We start from the raw sequence: 20,083 nt of genomic DNA, 5'->3' as shown, positions 1-20,083 counted from the left end.
AAGGCCGCCGCATCCAGTTCGCAGGGTAATACTCCGGCTTTCTCACAAATCGCTTGAACGTAATCCAAAACCGATTCGTAGTACTTGAGATTGTTGAGGCGCTTTGGATCGATCTTGTTCGTAAGATTGCCATTCACCCAATCCGTCACGCGGCTGTCGAGGGGAATTTCATAACGGGTCAGACCCAGCCATTGCCAAAGATTGCGGCTCTGCTTTGGCCCAAGGCCCGCAAAACTGGCGTCCGCCCAATGGGCTGTCTTGCGCTCCAAGATTCGATCCTCTTGCTGTGGTGCTCGTGATCGCTGCGCCTTTAGAAGATTAAACGATTCCTCAGCTTTCTTCCAAAACCCTCCGTCCAAGCGTTTCCAATTCTCGGCTGCCTGGCTAGAGATGGTGACGCCTCTCCTTATACCTCCGAAATTTGTTATGGCATCCGACACGAATTGCCGAACCGATTCTTCGCTCATGCAGGCGTCGAACGCCAAGGGAAAGGTTTTTAGATCAAGGAAACGATCCACGGGACTTCCCTTCGTGGAACGCTGCTGTGTCGTAAGAAGGCAGCCCACGAGGACATGCCAGAATCGTTCGCAGGAAAATTCGGGAGGCGGCGGAGCCACATTGCGTGCCCATCGGTCCCGGAAAAACTCGGTATCCTTAGCTCGTTCGATCACGCTGCGTATGGCAGCCACATCACTATCGGTGATGGCGCGATTCAAATTAGAATCCGTCGCAGGTTTCACAGTACGACCACCTCTCCCGCTTGTTTCTTCGACCTCACGCTGCGAGAGTTTGCGTCGCGCTCAGCGCGGATGCGTTCGAGCAGCATGCTTGCAGGCTCGTCCTTTGGGTCTTGAGGCACGAGACGCCCGCCAAATGCGTTCTTAAGGATCGATTGCCGGAGCCGCGCGGCCCGTTTTAAGTCAGCATCTATTTGCGTCACGAGTTCGTCAATGATAGAGAGACGTCTCTCTACTTCAACTACGATTCTCCCCTGTTCTGGATATGAAGGGATTGGGATTGGGCACAACCTAACATCTGCGATGTTAACGCCCTTCACGGCTACTCCCCGTGCCACTCTCTCGAAATAGCTCTGTGCGATGGGACTTCTGAGGCAAGTCGCAATGTATCGATGATCAACCAATTCTGAGACTTCCAGGCGAGCAGTATCCTGAGTAATGTTCCCGCCCTCCAATGCGAATGGTACTTCGGCAACACGACCATAACTTCCGCGTATCGCGAGTAGTACATCTCCCCCCTTGAGTGAAGCCCTCGCATAGACTTGAGCTATGGCTGGCGATGTCCTCTTCAAACTCTCCATGTCTATCCTGTCGCCCCTCAGATCGAGAACTCGAACGTATGGGACACCGTCAGGCATGTCTTCCTTGGGCATCAGGATTCCATAGCAAATGACTCGGACCGCGCTCGTTAGCTGCTCCAGGCTTCCGACGGCCCAACCTTCCGGTACCGCTGGCGCATTTCCACTAGCGGGAGAACCGGGAACCTTGTATTTCTCTTTCCAACGAAAATCCTTTGGGGCTTTTCCGGAAGATTTCAGTTTGGAAAGCTCGTTTGCTTCCCAGCGGGAGCGGCGTTCGGCCAGGATGCGTTCGAGGAGGACGGAGGCGGGTTCGTAGGAGCGGCCTTCGCGGCGGGCGAGTTCAGCTTCGGTCGGGACGAGGCGTCCTTCGCAGGCTGCTTTGAGGACGGCGGCGCGGTATCGCTTCAGGTTGGCTTGGACGCGCTTAAGCGCAGCGACCGCCGCATCCAGCCGCGTGAATTGCCTCTCAATCTCAGCGACTATTGCATCTTGCGTCTTGCGAGGAGCTACAGGTATCTCAAGTAACGCTAGCTTGTTGGCGTTCACATTGGGCTGAGCAATGCCTGCTGATTTCAAGGAGACGAGGCTCTTATATGAGGGGCTTTTCAAAAAACATGCAACGTACTTGGCGCTCACAGCGGCGTGAGGCCTGAATCTTATCAGGTAGGATGCGAAGACCGCGAGCGGACAGTCCTCCAGTAGGAGGCTATTTCCTACCCCGGCTCCGGTCCGAGTAATAACAATGTCACCGCTGTGCAACTGATATTTTTCGATTACAGGGGGGAGCGACTCACAGAAGGGCACTGTGTCCCAATCGACTGTCCCTCGGGAAATGTCAGTAGAGCGAAGAAGCTTGGCCCCAGTGCCCTCAACGGTTGCGCTCGTCGTCCATCCATACTGTGGTTTTTCACAAAGGATACCCAGTGTCGCCATTATCCAACCAGGAGGCGTGTTCTTCTGCGTAGGTTCCGTCACGCTGCAAGTGCCTCATTGAGTTGATCTAAGATGGGCTGCAAATCATCACCGAAAACTTTGTACGCTTTGCCGAGTCCGCCCCACTGGGAAAATGGCGACAGTTCGAAATCATCCGGCTCTATCGAGACGCTGGCAGCAATGTGGTCCCGTATTGCGGTGAGCCACTGCCGCTGCTCCTCCGTGAACTTTCGGCCCTGCGTTTCTTGGTCCGAGAGCCATTTTTCGAAGCGAGTGAAAACAACGTCCTTAAACGGTCGAAGCTCATTTTCCTGGTGCACCGCGTACCGGACGAGCGAGACCAAATCGGTCATCAATTTCGTTGCGCTGCCCCGGACCTTGGATTTGTCCAAGACCTCGTAGGCTTGCCAGACTCTTTCCGGTGCAATCGGAGCAATGCCGGGCTGCTTGGGCCGCTGAACCGCTCGGGCCAATTCCCTCAGCTGCTCGTGGGTCAGACGCTGCTTGTAAGGGCGGCTATAGAGAATCTGCAACGCGGTGATCTCATCCTTGTTCTCTTCGATGAATTGCTCGAAGGATTTTACCAGATTGGCAGCGCGGTCCCGGCCATCCTTGGAAACCCGCGCCGAAAGAAGCTGGTCCTTGCTGACGGTATCAATAACCTGTTCAAAGGATTTCTTGAGGTCAACTAGCCGTTGGCGGAGCTTAGGATTCGTAACGATTGGCTGGGCTGCCTGGGTCAAGAGACCCTGCGAAACTTTGGCAATCTCTTCCGGCGTGGGTTCTTCTTTCCCGCTTGCCTTCTGAGTGGCCTTGAATTGCTCGTCGGGGTCCAATGCCCGAACGAGACCGTTCGCTATGTTGGCGATGGATTGATCGCCAGTTATTTTCTTAATTTCGTCTCTGTCTTCCTGGCTCATTTGCCGATCAAGCCGGGCCAGCCGCGAGGCAATCGAACTCAGGACGTCGGGTTCACGGTTCCCGAAAGCGACAAGCTCCAGGAGCTTTTCGAGGGAGACATTCCGCTTTCGCTCCAACGGTTTTGTCTCGTTCATTTCGTTGGGGTCAATCCCGATGGCATCCACGATGACAAAGCGGTCTTTGGCCGGAGCGTCCGGTGTGACCTGCTTTAACTCCGTCTCCGTGACGACGCGAGCGCCACGCCCCTTCATTTGCTCGAACAGGGAGCGGCTCTTCACTGCCCGCATAAAGAAGACGATTTCAAGGGGGCGAACGTCGGTCCCGGTGGCAATCATGTCCACGGTGACGGCGATGCGCGGGAAATAACTATTGCGGAACGCGGAGAGCAAATCCTCGGCCTTGATTCCGGTGTTTACCCAGGCGACCTCTTCGTATTCCGTTCCGTCTTGTCGCTGCTTCTTCGTCGCTACACGGGCAGCGCCCGTTCGGTAGGTGATCTTCTGAGCGAAGTCATTCCCCTTGCCAAACTCCTCGCGGACGATCTGGACAATGTCCTCGGCGTGCGAGTCATCTTTGGCGAAGATCAGCGTCTTCGGAACGTCGGTGCGGCCAGGAAAAATCTCCGTGAACAGGCGGTCCTTGAACGTGCGAATGATCGTGCGGATTTGATCCCTGGCGACGACCCGACGATCCAGTTCGTCGGCATTGTACTGGATGTCCTGATCGGCCTTGGCGAAGCGGACGCGGCGGGTCTCGCGGTCGCGGAAGTCCACGTAATACCCGGCATTGATGGTGGAGCCGTGCTCGCTGATCAGCGTGCGGATGGTGTAGAGGTCGAAATCCACGTTCACGCCGTCGGCGACGGCCTGCTCGAAATTGTATTCCATGACCAGATTTTGGTTGAAAAAGCCGAGGGTCTGCTTCGAGGGCGTGGCCGTAAGGCCGATGATGGAGGCGTCAAAATAGTCCAACACCTGCCGCCAGAGATTGTAGATGGAGCGATGGCACTCGTCGGTGACGATGACATCGAAGGTCTCGATGGGGATGGTTGGGTTGTAGGCGACGGGCGCTGGCTCGCGTTGAAGAGCTTCCAGTGTGAATCCGGCTTGTTCTTCCAGCGCTGGGTCTAGCTCCTCCTGGCCTTGCAGCATCGAGTAGAGGCGCTGAATGGTGGAGATGCAGACCTTGCTGACCTTGTCCAGCTTGTTGGATTGAAGATGCTGGACGTTGTAAAGCTCGGTGAAGAGGCGCTGCTCCTCTGGAGTGCGGAAGTTCTGAAACTCTTTGAGCGTTTGACGGCCCAGGTTGCTGCGATCTACCAGGAAGAGCACGCGGCGGGCACCGCCGTACTTGATGAGCCTGTAGATGAAGTTACAGGCCGTGAAGGTCTTGCCGCCGCCTGAGGCCATTTGAATCAAGGCGCGGGGCTTTCCTTGCCCGAGGGATAACTCCAGATTCTTGATCGCCCGAATTTGGGCTGGGCGTAGACCCTGTTCCGCCAAAGGGGGCACCTGCCGGATGCGGGCCTTGACGGTTGAGCCGGGCTGGCTGAGTTCATCGCCCAGCCACTCCGCCAGTGTCTCTGGCCGATGGAAGGAGAAGACATTTCGGCTGGCGGCGTCAGGTTCCAGAAGATTTGTGAAGCGGGTTTCGATCCCGGTGCTCTGATAACAGAACGGCAGCGGACGCCGGGGAGCAGGCAGCGAGTCAGGAAGCCCCTCGCTGTATTTTGCCGTTTGCCCTTCGAACCCGGTCAGAGTGCTGCCCTCTTTCTTGGCTTCCACGACGCCAACCGCCTGGCTGTCCACGTAGAGAAGGTAGTCAGCCTCGCCGAATCCGGGCTTCATGGGAAACTCGCGGATGGCGACGCCGCGCCCAGCAGCTACGTTTGCCTCATCACGAGATTGCACGACCCAACCAGCGTCGGTAAGAAGCTGGTCGATATTCTGCCGTGCTCGGGCTTCAGGGGTATCTGGCATGGCTTGGACACGCCGATTATAGCCGGAACAACGCGAGAGGCCCTACGGCAATAATGGACGATTTAACTCTGATGATTAACTCCTGCGGATAAGATACACTTGCGATAATTTACGGGGTCGGACAGAAGATGTAAAGGCGATTCGCATATGAATCTCAGACCGCTGACGGATAAAAAAGAAACTAGGAAAGCGTTTAAGCTGCTCTCCCAGAATCTTACTCAGGGATGTTTGAAATTAACCCGATTCGTTGGCTGGCAAGGTGGGAGGGGAAAGTATCCAGTCTACTGGAATCCTCGCCTGAGGTTCTGGACGCTCCTGCGCGTACGCGCAAAGGATGCGCGATATTGGTGCTGCTTCGGGTTAAAAGATGCAACTAAGCATCGGGCGTTCTCGATCACAGGTCAGGTCAATCCGACCGTGAAGGGCTTTAATCGGAGGACGGGCGGAGCCTTCGTTTGCGACAGCCAAGGCCAAGTCTATGTCGCGCACAGCGGCAAGATAGGAGGAGGGCGTTCCGGTATTGGGAAATCGGCCTTTGTGGCCGCATATCGCGGGAAGAACTGGAACACGGTGATCTGGCCGGACAAGAAAGAGACGGAGATGATTGTAATCGGGCGGGTTGATGGCGCTCATCTTCAAGGACAGATCGCCCACTTTGTTAGCGAAATCGACCGATTCAAGAAAAGTGCGATGGGAAGGAAGAGTCCAACCAAATCCCAAAAGCAAAAGTCCACATTCAGCCTGGAATTTATGGGCCGCCGAAAGGCTTACGCAATTCACAATGAAATCGAGGGCGAGTGCGACCACGGTCCGGTAATCTCTGCTTTGGCCGACGCGCTGCAAAAGCGTGGACTCCGCTGTGCGAATGACATTCCTCGCGACCTCTATACCTTTTCATCCACAGGTCATATCCAGATGCTCTTCGAGGCAAAGACAGATCTATCTACGGCAAGCGTTTACTGCGCAATCGGACAACTGATGTTTCATGCTGCGGCTGAGCCAAAGGAACCGAGGCGAGTGTTTGTTGCCCCTGGCACGCCGACGCCCAAAACCAAGTTCGCGTTGAAGAAACTGGGAATCGAAATACTCTCTTACAAATGGGATGGCGGTCGGCTGCGATTTCTGAATTTAGGGGAATTGCTTGCGTGAGAGCATGAAGTGGACTTATAGAGCTACGTGAATGAGGTCAACTTTGTAAGAGGTGACGAATAGTGGAAGCCAATGCCTAACACGTGACCTATCCTTGCTCGATAGGAGTTAGCTCGAGGTTTGAGCCGGGTTCCTTTCTTTCGCCGGACTTTGTTTCAATCGCGGGCCAATACTCCCCGAGCGGTCCCATCTCATCCGAAGTTTGTTTAACAACACCATTGATACCAGGTATCAGGATTCGGACCTTGGCTCCGACTTTGAATCGCTTTTTATTTTTCATGGCAAGAGACCTGTGACACGAAGAATCGCACCGCACTGAGGACAACGCTTGCTGAGTTCCTGGTCTATGTAGTGCCCAACCATCAACCCAGCCACTACGCAAATAGCTGTGACCAGAGGATTCTTAACAGCCCGTGTACCCAGCGCAGCAGCGGCCAAACCGAAAGTGATCTTTCCTCCGATTTGCTGAGCAACCGTTCGCTCTATAACACCACATTGCGGACAGATTACATTCATCTTGCCTCCTTTTGTTCACTTACCACGTGGTATGGAACGAAATCTTCCCCCACGGGGGCAGTGAAAAACATAGGGCGAAGTTGAGGAAGAGCTTTGCGGGCCTCAAAATCGCCCAAGCCTTTGAGCGAAGGAATCTCCCGAACACGATCAAGCTCAAAGCGGTTCTTGCCGACCATGGGACTAATTCTCACAAGATTGTTGGGGTCGGGAAGTAGATGTTGCGTCATCCCGGTTGCCGAAACGGATTGCGCCGTCATGAAGAGGTCCGTGACTTTTGTCGCCCAGCCGAACACACCGAGAGAGTGCCTACGCCCCCAGTCAATGCTGAAAGGGGTGGTTGTACAACCAAGGCTAAGAATCCGCAGTTCAAACGCTTGCCAGCCGAGTACCCCGATGGCCTCAACCGCCGCAATCGCAACCGGGTTGTTCGCCCACACCCCACCATCAATCAACGGTGTGCCAGATAGAGCTTTGTACGTTGGAAAGTAGGTAGGGGCAGCACCCGTTGAAAGGGCAACCTCAACGGCGGAGTGAAGGTAATCTCGTTCCAAACGGGGGTGATGGGCTGTTTTCCAAACATGAACTTCGCCAGTCTCAACGTTAAATGAGGGGATGACAAGACGCTTACGACTATCCCCCAATCGCCGGGAGCCGAACGCCTCAGACAAAGATTGTCTCAATGGTTCGGGATTGTATTTTGCTCGGAACCACTGACGAAGCCACCGAACTTCCCCGTTTCCATTGAAGATTGCGGGGCCGCGTTCTTGATAAAAGCGCAGCAGATCATTCGCACTCAATCCAAGTCCGAGACCCAGGGCAATTATTCCGCCCGTTGACGTTCCCACAATCAGGTCAAAGTAATCTGCTACTGGCTTTCCCACTGATTCCTCAATCGTGGAGAGGAAGGATGCGGGGAATACCCCCTTGATACCACCGCCATCAATACAGAGCACTCGCCTTGTCATGTCTGTGTCACCTTCTCCTTCCTGACGAGTGATGTCCCACGTACGGTTCGCCCCTCTCCATGCTTGGCATCACTCACTCCGATGCTCCGGTTTGTCCGGATGGGTCCCGCCCCCATGCCAGTTACCTGTGGCGTACCAGACTTCATAGAAGTAGAGCCACGTACTGACCCATGGAGGGATGAAATCTGCGACGTACATCCAGGGCTGCCAATCTCCCATCACGTGAAGGCATAGGCTGCCGTCTGGGTTGATATGGGGTAGATCGCGGAATCTGTCTCGAATTTTCAGTTCTGGTGATAACACGCGTGTTTCTGGATTCCGACCAGGGCGGAAGCGAAGGGTGATCAAATAATTCTCGCTCAGGGGCGAGGGTTGCAGAAATCCTTTCCAGACTGCTTCGACCTGTCTCCTTGTCTTGTCCAAAACAAACTTCGGCCACAACACACCCATTCTGTAGATTTGCTGATCGAAACTGGGTGCGCGTTGACGGAGACTACTTTTACCATTTGCCATGAAATGTGTTTGACCTCACAGGAACTCCAATCGCAGGGGCTGAGCTTAACAATCCGGCCTGCGCTACCCTCAAGGACGATTTCTCGCGCAAGTCCTGCAAAGTCCGGGCTTGCTTTTTGATTGCGGCCTTCACAGGTTCCCCAAAAAACCCTTCGAGTTGTTCGGAAACGTTGTGTATCCCACTGGTTGCCAACACACGGTCCCATTGCTCGTGGAATTCTCGAATCCCATCAACGAATACACGGTATTGGGCTGCATCGCCCCAACGCTCACTAAGGTCCTCCTTGCGGTTGGCGGGATTTAGGACATACACGCGGGAATTGGTTGAGGCGATTTGGGTGACGAAACTGTTCAGCACCGAAGTCATCGCCTCTGTAACTGTGCGCTCTCCTCCGTATGCTTGGGCAGCCATAGTCGTGAGCACCATCGAAATCGGGGCGAGTTTTGGTTCCCGCTGGTAGCGGACATCGCGCCACCGCTTCAATAACTGGACCACTCTCTTGAGGATTGCCTTCTCTTCCGTTGCTTCTTGCGGGGGAATTGGTTCAGCTTTTGTCATCAATCTCCGGCTTTCAATCAGCATCTTCAGCGCCAACTCACAGCGCGATTCGAACCAATCGGCGTAACCTTTGGGATTCGAAGGCTTCCAAGTCTGCGATTTCCGGTCAGGAACGAAGAGACAGGTACCACCGACGCTGAGGTCGGGGCAGGCGGGAAGGATGTCCAGATGGAACTCGTTAGCGTAATTCAGCCGTACACAGCGGTTTTTCATTTCCAGGATGGAGCGATAGAGTTCGTGCTCGCGCATCCGCGCCTCAAGGAGCTTCAGGAGTTGGAGCGGTGACTGAAGTTTATCCACCGAGATTCGGAACTCGCAGACGAGATCTAAGTCATACTCGTCCCGACCGAATGGCTTCACTGTCGTCCCAATTTTCATTGACCCTTGCGGATAGATCGTCGGGTTGAAAACAGCTACAGCGCTCCCGTCGGCTTCTAACCAGTTGCAGACGGCGGTGTATCGGTTCACGGCTTGGTCGTATGCCGTTGGGCTGACTTGGAGTTCCTCGCAGATGCTCCGCAGCAAATCGTTCATTTGCCCAAACCTGCTATCCCAAATTCCCAGTTTCGCTGTCGCCATTCCGGCCCTCCGCAACATCGCCGATAGTGTAATTCACATACAGTATAGCGAACATCGAACCCCATGTCAAGAAGAGGCGGAATCGCCTTTACAAGGTCACGCCAGCTCGCTAAAATCCAACAATCTGGGGGGAAGCAGAATGCCGACTGTTGGAGACCGCGTTAAGGAGATAAGGGAGGCGAAGAAGTGGACCCAGGATCAACTGGCGACCAAGAGTGGCGTCAGTAAGGGCTTCCTCAGCGATATAGAGAATAACAAGCGAAATCCGAGTTCGGAATATGTTCTGAAGATCGCGAACGCGCTCGGAGCTTCGATTGATTATTTGTTGCGAGGGGACGAGCCACTTCCCGCCTCACAGAGGGAACCGACCGTGATCCCGCAAGCGCTCGCGTCCGCTGCGGAACAATTGAGTCTTTCATACTCTGATACCGTGGAATTGTTAGAAGCGCATCGCTCAGTGATTGCACGTCGCAGTAACAAAACGATTAAACCTTTCGAGGTCAAGGATTGGATTGAACTCTACAGGGCAATAAAGAAAGTGTTCGGATGACACGGTCAGGAATAAAACTAAACGACAGCACTTCGATTCATGTGCTCGCTTCGGATTTGGGTCTTCATCTGACCACAAATCCCGTCGGGGACATTGTTGCTCTTTGTCACCGCAAGGTGAAACGATTTCTCACTGACCTAGAAAATTGTTCAAGGCCTTCCGACCTGCTTTCGCTGGTCGCGAATAAGCTCGGCACGATATTTGTCGAAATTCGATCGGATGCTGATTTGGAGCAAGTCGTGAGGGAATACGCTGATAAGGGGGAATTAGCCTTTGCCACACTCCCTCAGGAGCTAACAGACGAAGTCTTCGGCATCACCTTGAAGCTCGTGAATCCGGGGCGGTTTGATTTGCCGTATGTCTCAATCATAGATTGTCGCGGCGCGAAAGCATCCAGAGTTTATTTCACAAAGTGGCACGAACTGGGCCATCTGTTGATTCTTACGGACCAACGTCGTTTCGCCTTCAAGCGGACACACACGCTGCATGAATACAAGAGTCCCGAGGAGTCACTCGTGGATGTCTTAGCTGGCGAGTTCGCCTACTACGCCCCAATGGTCAAGCCGTTTGCGCTTGGAGAGATTTCTTTCGAAGTCATCGAAGCGATCCGAGACGAACTGTGTCCTGACGGTAGCCTGACCTCGGCAATTATCGGAATTGCGAAGGCGTGGCCCAGACCATGCATCCTCATGGAGGCAGCGCTGGCATATAAGAAGGGAGATGGCAACCCGGCGCAGACAGCGTTCGGATTTACGACAGCTCCGACCCCAACTCTGCGCGCCGTCAACGTAACAATCAACGAAGCTGCTCGGCTTCAAGGAATGCAGATGTTTCGTAATTTCCGGGTACCAGAAGCATCGATCATCTCGAAAGTCTTTTCGGCGGACTCTCGGCGCGGCGAGGCACAGGAAAATCTCAACTGGTGGAAGGCCAGCGACGGAACTCAACTCACCGATCTGCCCGTCCTGGTACGCGCTCGTCGCCTCGGCGAGTCAGTTCACGCCTTGGTCGTACCAATCTCCGTCCCGCAGTGATCGTTGTACTGCGAATGGTAGAAGGAGTGGAGGATGCGTGAACTTTGCCGCGTTTCCTGTAAGGCTTGCGCTGCTTTGGAATCGGACCACCGTCTATAAAAGCGTCCTTCAACTGAATGATTCGTGTTAGGTCGCGGGTGAGTGCCGTTTCGTCCACTCGCAAAAGCTCCTGGGCATCACGGAGTGTTCGGGTCTCCGAGATGGCGAGCACGGTGCCATAAAGACGCGGCTCTTTTTCCAACACAAAATCTATGAATTGGTTCGCCAAGAGACGCTTCTCGACGGCGGAAGATTGCTCTGCGCTCTTGCGCCGCAGAGTTTCCGAATGACTATGGAGATATTCCTCGTCAACGGTCACACCTTCCGAATCAACGTCAAATGGCATGTTGTTCTTTCGGCTCAGCGCGTCTTTCTTTTGGCGCTGATAGATCGTAGAGGCGCGATTACTGAGGCACAGATTCAGCCAACAGCGCCAGCGGCGTTCGCTTGCGCCATACTGACGCCAGGGATTGAAACACTGGATTACGTCCGTGCAGCCGTGGGGATGCTGTTCACTCGGTTCGCGAAACTTGGATGTCTTCGGTAAGGAGAACAGGAAAACAAGCATATCCTGTTCAAGGTCCCGGATGGCATCGGTATACCCCACCCGCCCGAGGCGCTTGATTGCCCAGCGGCGGACGTACTTGGGATACTTCGCGTAAAACTCGCCGAAGTTCTTAGGAACAATGAAGCCGTCTTGGCCGATAAAATTGCCGTCCCGACTAACACTGAATGGGTCTGATTTGTTGCTGTATTGCGGCGGGCTTACCGCCGACCCCACCGCAGTCATCGCCTCTATCTGCTCGCATGTATGAAGTTCACCGAAGTTTGTCATTTTCGTACCCCTGGTACGGCCAGCATCTTCGCCGACACTGACAGTTGGCAGGTACGATTGGGAAGAGTTGAAAGCGCCGAAATCAGTCGCCCCGGCTTGAGGCTACCGGGGTGAAGATTGCGCCAGATGATTTGGTTCCATTTTCCTAGACACGTGCGCGTAAACCAGCACGGACAAGTTGCTCGACGATTGCACTGTTGAAAACGTGAACCCGACCGTCGCGTGAAAGATGCCCAACAGCGTCGTGTTTGTCGTGTGTTCCCATTGGCACAATCGGAAACGGATACGGGTAGGCGGTGACGTCCGCAATGACAACAGTTGCAGCCCAAATCTGCTTCCAGATGTCATTGATTATTGGTCCGGTCCCGTATACCTCGTCTGCCTTTCGAACTTCAAGGCCGACCGATTTGGCGGCTGGTCTGATGATTTCATCGTAGTAACTATCGAAAGGAGGCTTAAACGGCATAAGGACGAAAGCCAGATTAGGATCGATGTTTGGTCGGTGAACCATCACTCTTTCACACCTAATTAAGACTGGACCTGCAATCGGTATCGCCGACAGCGGGCGCGAGGTTGTTCAGTCAGGACTACTTAATCTTACATAAATCCGGCGCTGCAATGCACTTTTTAGCTGTTGCCTTTCTAACCCGCTTCCCTTTACGAATATCCTTGACGGTCCTCGCACTTACTCCCGCCGTCCTGGCTAGGTTCCGATTCGACACCCGACGAGCTTCAAGCTGGAGGATCGGGTCGGCGACTAGGTGCTCGGTCTCATTTGGCGTGTACTCCACGGTAAGGGGCTCAATCAAGCTGATGTCTTCTTCTCGTTCCCACCGTCGGTCCGTTTCCTTGCCGATGGATCGGAATGGAATGGCTGCAAACACCGGTGTGCGACGCAGTAAGCCGGCGGTGTGCGAGGCGCAGGGCTTTCCGTCTGGTGCCAAGCTCTTTGCCTCCTTGTGCCAGCGATATCGACTGACTATATCGCCGTAGGTACTTGGTTCTGCTTCATGAGGCAAGCGTTTCCCAGGCTGCGCCAACTTATACGATTTCTCATCGTGGATATTAACGAAGGTTTTGCCATACCAAAGGGAACTGTCGGAAGCAAACGGAGTGATCAGCGTGAATTTGTCTGGGTCCGCACCGACCGGACGCCCGCCGGTTAGGGCGTTGATGATCGGGCTAAGGACAAAATTGAAGGGCTTCGTTTGGTCGGAATACGGCAGTCCCTTTTGATGACACTGCAATGCCCTTCGTCGCCAATCCAATCCATTCAGGCATGGCAGAGAGTCTAGCACACAACAACCGTCCCTCGGTTCTGCTAAAATGTTCTTGACACTTATAACACTTGGTGTTATAAATTTTGCATGAGTTCAGAACAACTAAAACAGGCTAGACTACAGCTTGGCTACAACCAACAGCAGGCCGCTGACCGTCTGGGTGTGACCCAAGCCTATCTTTCGATGCTGGAGAGAGGTGAGAGAAATCCTTCTCCTGAGCTTGCTCGAAAACTGATGCACGTATACGGGCTGCCGCCTACGGTACTCTCTGTTTCTGAGGTTCCTAAGAACGTGACTCCTGATTTCTTGGCTTTCGAGCTTGCTTCCCTGGGATACCCTGGTTTCGCACATTTTCGCCGAGGAACAAGGAAAGTGAACCCGGTTGAGTTTTTGCTGGCGGCTTTGGCCCAACGTAATCTTGAGGCCCGCGTTGTCGAAGGTCTCCCCTGGCTCGTTTCTCGCTATCCAGACATGGACTTTGACTGGCTAGTTCCACAGGCTCGAATGAGAAACCTGCAAAATCGCCTAGGATTCACTGTGACTCTGACAAGACTGGCAAGCGGGAACGACGTTCTTCGAGAACCTGAAAAAGCACTTGCCGAGAGCAAACTCGAAAGGGAAGATTCCTTCTGCAAGGAACTCAACGAACCAGAGCGCCGCTGGCTTCGAGAGCATAGCTCAGAAGAAGCACGGCAATGGAATCTTCTGAGCGATCTGCGGCCCGATATGTTGCGCTATGCCGTCTGACCTTCCTTCACCGTGGGCCATGTTTCTAGAAGAACTTGACGGCCTCCTCAGTGAGCCTTTCGAGTTTCACTGCATCGGCGGATTTGCGATTGTCGCTGCCTACGGACTGCCGCGAAGCACAAATGACTTGGATTATTTTTCCCTCGTTCCCTACAATCGCGCACGTGATTTACAAGAGATAGCAGGGGAAGGTTCACCCTTGGCGCGAAAGTATAAGGTCCATGTGCAACATGCGGCGGTCGCATCCGTACCAGAGAGCTACGAAGAGCGGATGAAAGAGCTATTCCCCGAACGCTTCAAAAACATGCGGCTCTTCGTTCTCGACCCTTACGATTTGGTTCTCTCAAAGATAAGCCGGAATGGACCGCGAGACCGGGAGGATGTTGAGTATCTGGCGAAGACACTGCATCTCGACCAAGAGGTTTTGCGGGAGCGGTACGCAATGGAACTACGGCCAGCCCTAACAGGCTCCCTCGATTGGCACGACAAGACCCTTGAGTTCTGGGTAGAAGCCTATTTTCGCAAAGGTTAGACGATTCAAAAAATACTGTATTCCGAACATGGAAAATCACGGCTATTCCGTGAGCGGATTCAATAAGTTAAACGTCAGAGTAGAACAGGGATTCAAGAACGGCCAATCTTACGGATGAGCAGGTCAATAGCAGTCCGACAGCCAAGCGCGACGGGATATTGCCACTAACCCAGACTCGTCATCATGCCCTATCTGTCAACGAGCTTAAATCTCCCTCGCTCTTTAATGCGCCCTTCTTCGATTAGACCTTCGCGAACCAAACGATGACAAAGCGTGAGAATCTCCCATGGAATCGCGTTGAGACGTGTCGCGATTTCCTCATAAGAAATATACGTTTGACTTTCGCCGATGATTTTTAGAACGGAGGCAGACTTGTCAGCATCAATTGCCTCGCCGACATCCAGGAGTGCTTCATCATAGTCGCACCAGATAACACGATTCTTCCAGACGATAAAATGGCTCCCACACCCCGTATCCCTCCAGATTGAAGGGTATATCGAGACCCGCTTGCCAGACTCTCTATAAAGAGACCAGGCTCGTCCGGTTCTGCGATCCAGATTCAACAGAACATCATCACCACATCCGCTCGGACAACGTAATACGATCCAACGAGGCATTTTCTCCCTACTGATGACGGCAAGGTCGCCCGGTTTCTTTAGTACCGCACCGGCTTCAATTCGATCAGCGACGAAGCCCTTAAACCTGACCGCATTCGCCCTCATGTTCATATACCCGCTTCACTTGCGAGGTTCAGAAGTAGACTCTCCGCGATCAGATATCCAACTGCGAATCTGGATTCGGGATAGCGCTTATCGGAAGGGTATATCATCCTGCGGAGTAGAACGAAGGTGATCGCAGTTTGATATTCACGAGTGCCATCGGGTTCTTCCCGAGACAGGGCAATCGTTCGCAGCTGCCTCACGCAATTCCACAACCATTCACGCTTATGCTGTTGCAGCGCGGGCTCAGGGGGTTTAAGGAAAGTGGAAGGATCATAGAGCCTAGCTATCGTGTCTTTCCAGTCAGAATCGACGTCGCCATTCTCATATTTTGCAAATGCCAAGCTCACTTCAAGAGTTGCAGGGTCAAAAGCTAGCGGTGCTCCGCTGTTCACTGAGTAGAAATCAATGAGCACGGCATCGTTTCCGCGGGCCCGAACATTGCCGACGTGAAGATCGCCGTGAATAACACCCTTGCGATGAGGAAGAGCCGGAAGTCGCTTGAGGACTGACAAGAGCTCATTCGGAGTTGTCTTGGCTCCCAATGCTTTGACATGTTCAATTCTCCTCTCATCAATCCGATCGACTTCGATGCGAATATTGGCTGCGTCCAAATCTTGGAATATAGACTGATGGGTTTCTCGCTGAGAGTTAAGTCGCCAACTCTTGAACGCTTGATCAAAAAGCGAATATATAGGGCCAGCGCCATGACCCCTCCGAGCAGCTTCCCAAAGAGGCTCTGAGTATTCAACAAAATTGCCCACGATTAAGCCATGGGTGTAACCTCGCCGAATGCATCGACTGGGGTCCAGATTTGGTCGCAGATTGAAAGGCACAGCCGCTTCAACCAGGTCTTCATAGTTCTGTAGTTCCTGATTGATTTTGAAGAGAAGATCGTACTTGGCATAGAACGGTAGGGGCCTGTTAACAAGTCGGCGTTGCTCAAAGCTTGCGTGCACTTTGAAAACTTTGGCTGAATATCCGCCACTCAGTTCTTCAAGCTCAATCTGGACGCAATCATTAAACGAGCGTCTCAAGAGTTCCGCGAGGGTTGGACCGTACTTTCGAGTAATTACTGTTGGTTTCGGACTCAGCTTCAAGTCGGCTTTTGGGCGTGGCCCTGGCCTGTAGCGTGCGCAAGCTTCAGGAATTAAATGGGGAGCAGCTTTGAGCTCCTCGAAGTGCGGAGCGAGCCGAAATTGTAGACTCACTTCTCTGCCACTAAAAAATCTCTTAAAGGCAGTGTACATTTCTTCCTGCACTTTTTTTCCTACAGCCTCGTCTTCAGGGAGGATCCACAGATCCAATCCGTGTACAACTACTGATTCCGCGCACGCAAGCAGAATGGCGGTGACACCTTGCTGGTTAAGTGTGGGAACACAAAATACTAAGGCACGCGAAAGAGGGAGATGCGCCCGAACCTCGTTCGCATTGGAAACAATCCTTAGTTCAAGTCCTCTTCGCTGAAATTCAGTCTCGATTACATCAGACGGCGGCGCTCCGGACCAGAGAACTATAAGGCGAGGTGCGTGGTCGTTCATGGCGACTTCCGGGTCGGCAGCGGCCAGGTGTCTCCCCTAGCTAGTGCGCCTGATTCGGAGCAAACAATACAATTCGGTCTTGGACGATGCTCAACACTTCTGACAATTCCGGCGATGGCGTCATAGTGCTGGAATCGGGCATTCAAGGGCGCATGGGTGATCGTGCCTAGAAACATAGTTACAGCAAGTGATGACACGGTTGAATTCAAGGAGATCACGGCCGGTTGAGGTTCAGCTTGACCAAGGAAGTAGGGGTCCCGCCGCCGCTCATGCTCTCTCATCAAGTCTACGCGAACCTCTCCCGCGTCCAAAAGTCCACCGCAGGTCAGACATCCAAGACCAGGAGCAAGCAATTGAATCCGCCCGACTATATATGAGATCTTTTCATCCGTAGTCGAGATGCTGATCGCCATATCGATGCATGGGATGACATACTGATAAGCAAACTGATTCATAACGGCACGACTACCGTGAGAGTCGGTACAGCAGAATAAGAGATCGCGGTCCAACAATTTTCGGACCGAGACATCTTCAAGAACACTCTCATCATAAATGCGCACCCTTGCAGCAGGGGCTATCCGCCTGATGAGATCTTCAGTAACTTTCGTCTTCGGTCGATTCACATCGGTCTGACTTGCGCCCACAACACGATTGAGATTTGTCAATTCAATCACGTCGTCATCCATCAGGACAAAATCACGAACTCCCAAATAAGCAAGCTGCTGGGCGGTTAGTGAACCCGTGCCTCCCAGTCCAACGATTCCGATTTTTAGATTTTGGAGGATCGGTACGGCAGATCTGCCGAGGGCTCTAATATGACGATCACTGCGCTCGAATTCTGATTCCTCTGCGTCAAGTTTAGAAAGAAAAGTGAACTCACTACTTGCTTCAACGATTCGCAAAGGTGCTCCGCAAGGGATAATCCTTCCAGCGCAGCCGCCTGCAGCGAGGATCAAACTGAGGGCCAACTCGGTCTGAAAGTATTGTTTAAGGAACGGAGCTAGGACAGCTTCCCCTTTATCATCAGCTGTTGAGAATTGCGGAAAACCGTGGACACCCGGATGGGTGTGAACGAAAACGACAGATTGATTTTGCCTCTTTGCCTTTTGCGCTATGGTAAAGACAGTTTCTGATCGCAGGGAAGATCTTAAGCCCGACCTTTCAACGTAATCGCCTTCTCCAAAGTAAATCTCCTCTTTGACTATAAATTTTGTGCCTCTCCCAACCTGCAAAGGCAGAGCAAGAAGCACCGCACACGTTTCACGATCGCTTGCAAGCAGTTGGCTTCGAAGGCGCTGAAATGTCGCGCCGGGGAATACAACTGTATCGTTCACTTTGGCTCCTTAAATCTTTGTCGCACAACATTGAGGTACGTCGTCAAGCTATCTCGATTGGGATCCCAATGCATCGTGTGCCACGAAAACCACAAGTTGCTCAAGTCTGTTCCAGGTATAGGTGTGATGTTTGTAGCTTGTGGCATCGCATTACTCTGCAATCGAAGGTCAGTGTCTGCCCAAAAACAGTCGGGCTTTGCATGTGGGTATCCAACTGGAGCCACGAATCGGATTGTCGTAGCAGATTTAGACCATCCAGTCGGGAGCGTGACATTGGGGATCGTTATGATGGCAGAACCATCGGGCACTAACTGGACCTCTGCATCGGCACAGCCAGGTTGTGCCTTGAGATCTGCAAGTTGCGTTTCCAGAATACTCATTTTCTGCCGAAGGAGGCTGGAGGAACAGTATGGAAACGATTGGGGCCGTGTTCGAGTGGGACAGAATCGGTGTCGGTAATTAGCTTATCCGGTTCGCCCCCTTGCCCTTCCAAATATAGGCTGTAACTTGGATTAAAGTTTGGAATCTTGGCCTTGATCTCGGCTCCCGTGATCGAAGACATTTGCGTTTCGTATTTCACTCCATCAACAAAATAGTGATATGTTCGCTCTTTTTTCGGTTCATCCATTTATATTCTCCTCCAAGCAGCCTGAATTATGTGCCAGCGAGCGGCACGTGTCATCATCGATCTTTGCTTCTCTCGCATTTTTGTCCATCGAACCTCGTTTGATGTAATTAAGTTTACTATGCCTTGAACGACAGCAGCAATAATACCACCTCTCCTCCTGAGACCGATGCAAACGCGCAATTCATTAGCCAAATAATTAGTGGTACTAACCTAATCCACATTTCGGTCGAGGATCGACAGATGGCTGGGCTCCATATGGTCAAGTCGATCAACTTGAGCCTCAGCACTTGCCAGAGCTTCTGGGATTCGAGCTTTATAGATGCCAGAACAATTGATTTCAATAGCGGAGGGATGCTCGCAGGGGCTTTCGATTCGGGTGAGGATTGCGGTACTCTTCAAGGCGGGCCGGATGGGGCTATGAGGGGTTGTCCTGCCGGGTGTGATTTTGTGCTTGACAAATAGTAATGCATTTAGGATTCTATGAATGAAGACCTACTCTACGGTAAAGGTCGCAAAGCTTCTGGGGATCGGAAATGACACACTGCATCGATGGATACATACGAATAAGGTCCCCGCACCTCCTGTTCAATCTGTTGGGGGCCTCAGTATTCGACTCTGGACCGAAGCCGAGATAGAGCAGGTCAGAAAATATAAGGACAAGCATTATTGGGGTAAAGGAAGTCGTAGAAGGAAAGGCAAGAAGTAATCCAATTAAGCAAACGGGACGCGCCGGTGTTTGAGCACCGACACGCCCCTGACCAGCATCACCTCGGATAAGGAGGCAACGATGGCTATCGAAGAAGGTAGCGGGTTCCTGTTTTTGGCGCAACCCGCTTTGTTCCAGCATGGCACACCGCAGCAGTTCATTCCCCTGAGCATCCCTCCGCGCATCGCGCATCCCCCGCCGTAAACCTGTGACGTAGTCCTATTAGGCTGATTTCCTCTCTCTCTCCGTGCCGGCAACCGGCTCCGTCAGGTGTCGTGTGTCCCGGCGGTTCCATCCACCGCCCAACTTGCGGCCACCACGCCGCGGAAAGGATTTATTGCCATGACGAAGAAGCCGAAGGTCATGCGGGTCGGAGGCACGTCCGTAACCCCGATTAGCGCCGAGGAAAACAGGCAACTCGACGAGCGGATAAAGAAGCGGCACGAACGGCTGCGCAGGAGATATCCCGAGGTCCATGGCAAGGTCGTGGATTTCATCAACAATTCCATCGAGGACGGGACGATCTATATCTCTGTCCGCTTCACCGATAAGACAGAGTTCTCGCTCCGCTACGCCTGCAACATGTTCATCGCCGGGGCCGACATCTGCGACGCGAAGACTTTCGACTTCGACATCATCCGCGAATACATGAAGCCGATTCCGAGGTAACGACGATGGGCATATGGAAAATGTCAGTCACTATGCG

18 protein-coding genes are annotated in these 20,083 nt (G+C 53.0%); 6 read left to right on the top strand and 12 right to left on the bottom strand.

Annotated elements, in window-relative coordinates:
- Nucleotides 1-736 precede the first annotated feature (736 nt).
- Together LAN61_04915 and LAN61_04910 are read right to left on the bottom strand one after the other, a co-directional pair.
- On the bottom strand, nt 737-2,293 hold the full coding sequence (locus LAN61_04915) for a restriction endonuclease subunit S (protein MBZ5539847.1): 1,557 nt from the start codon (nt 2,291-2,293) through the stop codon (nt 737-739).
- Nucleotides 2,290-5,151 (bottom strand): DEAD/DEAH box helicase family protein, encoded by a 2,862-nt coding sequence (locus LAN61_04910; protein MBZ5539846.1) that lies wholly within the window; start codon nt 5,149-5,151, stop codon nt 2,290-2,292. Before LAN61_04910 ends, LAN61_04915 begins: the two co-directional genes overlap by 4 nt.
- A gap of 147 nt (nt 5,152-5,298) precedes the next feature.
- On the opposite strand from LAN61_04910, the gene LAN61_04905 reads away from it, so the two are divergent.
- On the top strand, nt 5,299-6,300 hold the full coding sequence (locus LAN61_04905) for a hypothetical protein (GenBank protein MBZ5539845.1): 1,002 nt from the start codon (nt 5,299-5,301) through the stop codon (nt 6,298-6,300).
- Nucleotides 6,301-6,812: 512 nt separating this feature from the next.
- Here LAN61_04905 and LAN61_04900 read toward each other — a convergent pair.
- Both LAN61_04900 and LAN61_04895 read right to left on the bottom strand, forming a co-directional pair.
- Nucleotides 6,813-7,781 carry a patatin-like phospholipase family protein gene (locus LAN61_04900; GenBank protein ID MBZ5539844.1) on the bottom strand — a complete coding sequence of 323 codons (969 nt, stop codon included), beginning with the start codon at nt 7,779-7,781 and terminating at the stop codon, nt 6,813-6,815.
- A gap of 499 nt (nt 7,782-8,280) precedes the next feature.
- Complete coding sequence (locus tag LAN61_04895) at nt 8,281-9,432, bottom strand: nucleotidyltransferase (GenBank protein ID MBZ5539843.1); 1,152 nt, start codon at nt 9,430-9,432, stop codon at nt 8,281-8,283.
- A 139-nt stretch (nt 9,433-9,571) separates the two neighbouring features.
- On the opposite strand from LAN61_04895, the gene LAN61_04890 reads away from it, so the two are divergent.
- Both LAN61_04890 and LAN61_04885 read left to right on the top strand, forming a co-directional pair.
- Nucleotides 9,572-9,982: a helix-turn-helix transcriptional regulator gene (locus tag LAN61_04890; GenBank protein MBZ5539842.1), complete on the top strand. Its 411-nt coding sequence runs from the start codon at nt 9,572-9,574 to the stop codon at nt 9,980-9,982.
- On the top strand, nt 9,979-11,016 hold the full coding sequence (locus LAN61_04885; protein ID MBZ5539841.1) for a hypothetical protein: 1,038 nt from the start codon (nt 9,979-9,981) through the stop codon (nt 11,014-11,016). Before LAN61_04890 ends, LAN61_04885 begins: the two co-directional genes overlap by 4 nt.
- On the opposite strand, the gene LAN61_04880 is transcribed toward LAN61_04885, so the two are convergent.
- The 3 genes from LAN61_04880 to LAN61_04870 form a co-directional block, all read right to left on the bottom strand.
- A complete protein-coding gene (locus LAN61_04880) occupies nt 10,931-11,890 on the bottom strand; it encodes a hypothetical protein (GenBank protein ID MBZ5539840.1) in 960 nt (319 codons plus the stop codon). The two genes, LAN61_04885 and LAN61_04880, sit on opposite strands and share 86 nt — an antisense overlap.
- Nucleotides 11,891-12,035: 145 nt before the next feature.
- Nucleotides 12,036-12,401, bottom strand: coding sequence for a hypothetical protein (locus tag LAN61_04875; protein MBZ5539839.1), 366 nt, complete (start codon nt 12,399-12,401; stop codon nt 12,036-12,038).
- 76 nt (nt 12,402-12,477) lie between these two features.
- Complete coding sequence (locus LAN61_04870) at nt 12,478-13,137, bottom strand: hypothetical protein (GenBank protein ID MBZ5539838.1); 660 nt, start codon at nt 13,135-13,137, stop codon at nt 12,478-12,480.
- A gap of 120 nt (nt 13,138-13,257) precedes the next feature.
- Here LAN61_04870 and LAN61_04865 point away from each other — a divergent pair, with 120 nt between their 5' ends.
- Entirely contained in the window at nt 13,258-13,917 is a 660-nt protein-coding gene (locus LAN61_04865) for a helix-turn-helix domain-containing protein (GenBank protein ID MBZ5539837.1), read from the top strand.
- Between the two features lie 19 nt (nt 13,918-13,936).
- On the top strand, nt 13,937-14,449 hold the full coding sequence (locus tag LAN61_04860) for a hypothetical protein (GenBank protein MBZ5539836.1): 513 nt from the start codon (nt 13,937-13,939) through the stop codon (nt 14,447-14,449).
- A 188-nt stretch (nt 14,450-14,637) separates the two neighbouring features.
- Here LAN61_04860 and LAN61_04855 read toward each other — a convergent pair whose 3' ends face one another.
- Genes LAN61_04855 through LAN61_04835 form a run of 5 tightly spaced genes read right to left on the bottom strand, consistent with a single transcriptional unit; the run spans nt 14,638 to nt 18,671 of the window.
- Nucleotides 14,638-15,177, bottom strand: a complete 540-nt coding sequence (locus LAN61_04855; protein ID MBZ5539835.1) for a hypothetical protein — start codon at nt 15,175-15,177, stop codon at nt 14,638-14,640.
- Nucleotides 15,174-16,709 (bottom strand): phosphotransferase, encoded by a 1,536-nt coding sequence (locus LAN61_04850; GenBank protein ID MBZ5539834.1) that lies wholly within the window; start codon nt 16,707-16,709, stop codon nt 15,174-15,176. Before LAN61_04850 ends, LAN61_04855 begins: the two co-directional genes overlap by 4 nt.
- A complete protein-coding gene (locus LAN61_04845) occupies nt 16,706-18,043 on the bottom strand; it encodes a ThiF family adenylyltransferase (protein MBZ5539833.1) in 1,338 nt (445 codons plus the stop codon). The genes LAN61_04850 and LAN61_04845 overlap by 4 nt, the downstream gene beginning before the upstream one ends.
- On the bottom strand, nt 18,040-18,423 hold the full coding sequence (locus LAN61_04840; protein MBZ5539832.1) for a hypothetical protein: 384 nt from the start codon (nt 18,421-18,423) through the stop codon (nt 18,040-18,042). The genes LAN61_04845 and LAN61_04840 overlap by 4 nt, the downstream gene beginning before the upstream one ends.
- On the bottom strand, nt 18,420-18,671 hold the full coding sequence (locus tag LAN61_04835; GenBank protein ID MBZ5539831.1) for a hypothetical protein: 252 nt from the start codon (nt 18,669-18,671) through the stop codon (nt 18,420-18,422). The genes LAN61_04840 and LAN61_04835 overlap by 4 nt, the downstream gene beginning before the upstream one ends.
- Nucleotides 18,672-19,719: 1,048 nt before the next feature.
- Between LAN61_04835 and LAN61_04830 the strand changes: the two genes are divergently transcribed.
- The gene (locus LAN61_04830; protein MBZ5539830.1) at nt 19,720-20,046 is read left to right on the top strand and encodes a hypothetical protein; all 327 of its coding nucleotides are present in this window, start codon (nt 19,720-19,722) and stop codon (nt 20,044-20,046) included.
- The last annotated feature ends 37 nt before the right edge of the window (nt 20,047-20,083 follow it).

This window comes from Terriglobia bacterium, from assembly GCA_020072785.1.
In the GTDB taxonomy this organism is placed as follows: domain Bacteria; phylum Acidobacteriota; class Terriglobia; order Acidiferrales; family UBA7541; genus Acidiferrum.
This window is presented reverse-complemented; position numbering and strand designations above follow the sequence as displayed.

Excerpts from the sequence above, each read along its gene's own strand:
- LAN61_04910 (MBZ5539846.1), bottom strand. The coding sequence starts at position 5,151 with ATGCCAGATACCCCTGAAGCCCGAGCACGGCAGAATATCGACCAGCTT.
- LAN61_04905 (MBZ5539845.1), top strand. The coding sequence starts at position 5,299 with ATGAATCTCAGACCGCTGACGGATAAAAAAGAAACTAGGAAAGCGTTT.
- LAN61_04900 (MBZ5539844.1), bottom strand. The coding sequence starts at position 7,781 with ATGACAAGGCGAGTGCTCTGTATTGATGGCGGTGGTATCAAGGGGGTA.
- LAN61_04895 (MBZ5539843.1), bottom strand. The coding sequence starts at position 9,432 with ATGGCGACAGCGAAACTGGGAATTTGGGATAGCAGGTTTGGGCAAATG.
- LAN61_04890 (MBZ5539842.1), top strand. The coding sequence starts at position 9,572 with ATGCCGACTGTTGGAGACCGCGTTAAGGAGATAAGGGAGGCGAAGAAG.
- LAN61_04885 (MBZ5539841.1), top strand. The coding sequence starts at position 9,979 with ATGACACGGTCAGGAATAAAACTAAACGACAGCACTTCGATTCATGTG.
- LAN61_04880 (MBZ5539840.1), bottom strand. The coding sequence starts at position 11,890 with ATGACAAACTTCGGTGAACTTCATACATGCGAGCAGATAGAGGCGATG.
- LAN61_04875 (MBZ5539839.1), bottom strand. The coding sequence starts at position 12,401 with ATGGTTCACCGACCAAACATCGATCCTAATCTGGCTTTCGTCCTTATG.
- LAN61_04865 (MBZ5539837.1), top strand. The coding sequence starts at position 13,258 with ATGAGTTCAGAACAACTAAAACAGGCTAGACTACAGCTTGGCTACAAC.
- LAN61_04860 (MBZ5539836.1), top strand. The coding sequence starts at position 13,937 with ATGTTTCTAGAAGAACTTGACGGCCTCCTCAGTGAGCCTTTCGAGTTT.
- LAN61_04855 (MBZ5539835.1), bottom strand. The coding sequence starts at position 15,177 with ATGAACATGAGGGCGAATGCGGTCAGGTTTAAGGGCTTCGTCGCTGAT.
- LAN61_04850 (MBZ5539834.1), bottom strand. The coding sequence starts at position 16,709 with ATGAACGACCACGCACCTCGCCTTATAGTTCTCTGGTCCGGAGCGCCG.
- LAN61_04840 (MBZ5539832.1), bottom strand. The coding sequence starts at position 18,423 with ATGAGTATTCTGGAAACGCAACTTGCAGATCTCAAGGCACAACCTGGC.
- LAN61_04835 (MBZ5539831.1), bottom strand. The coding sequence starts at position 18,671 with ATGGATGAACCGAAAAAAGAGCGAACATATCACTATTTTGTTGATGGA.
- LAN61_04830 (MBZ5539830.1), top strand. The coding sequence starts at position 19,720 with ATGACGAAGAAGCCGAAGGTCATGCGGGTCGGAGGCACGTCCGTAACC.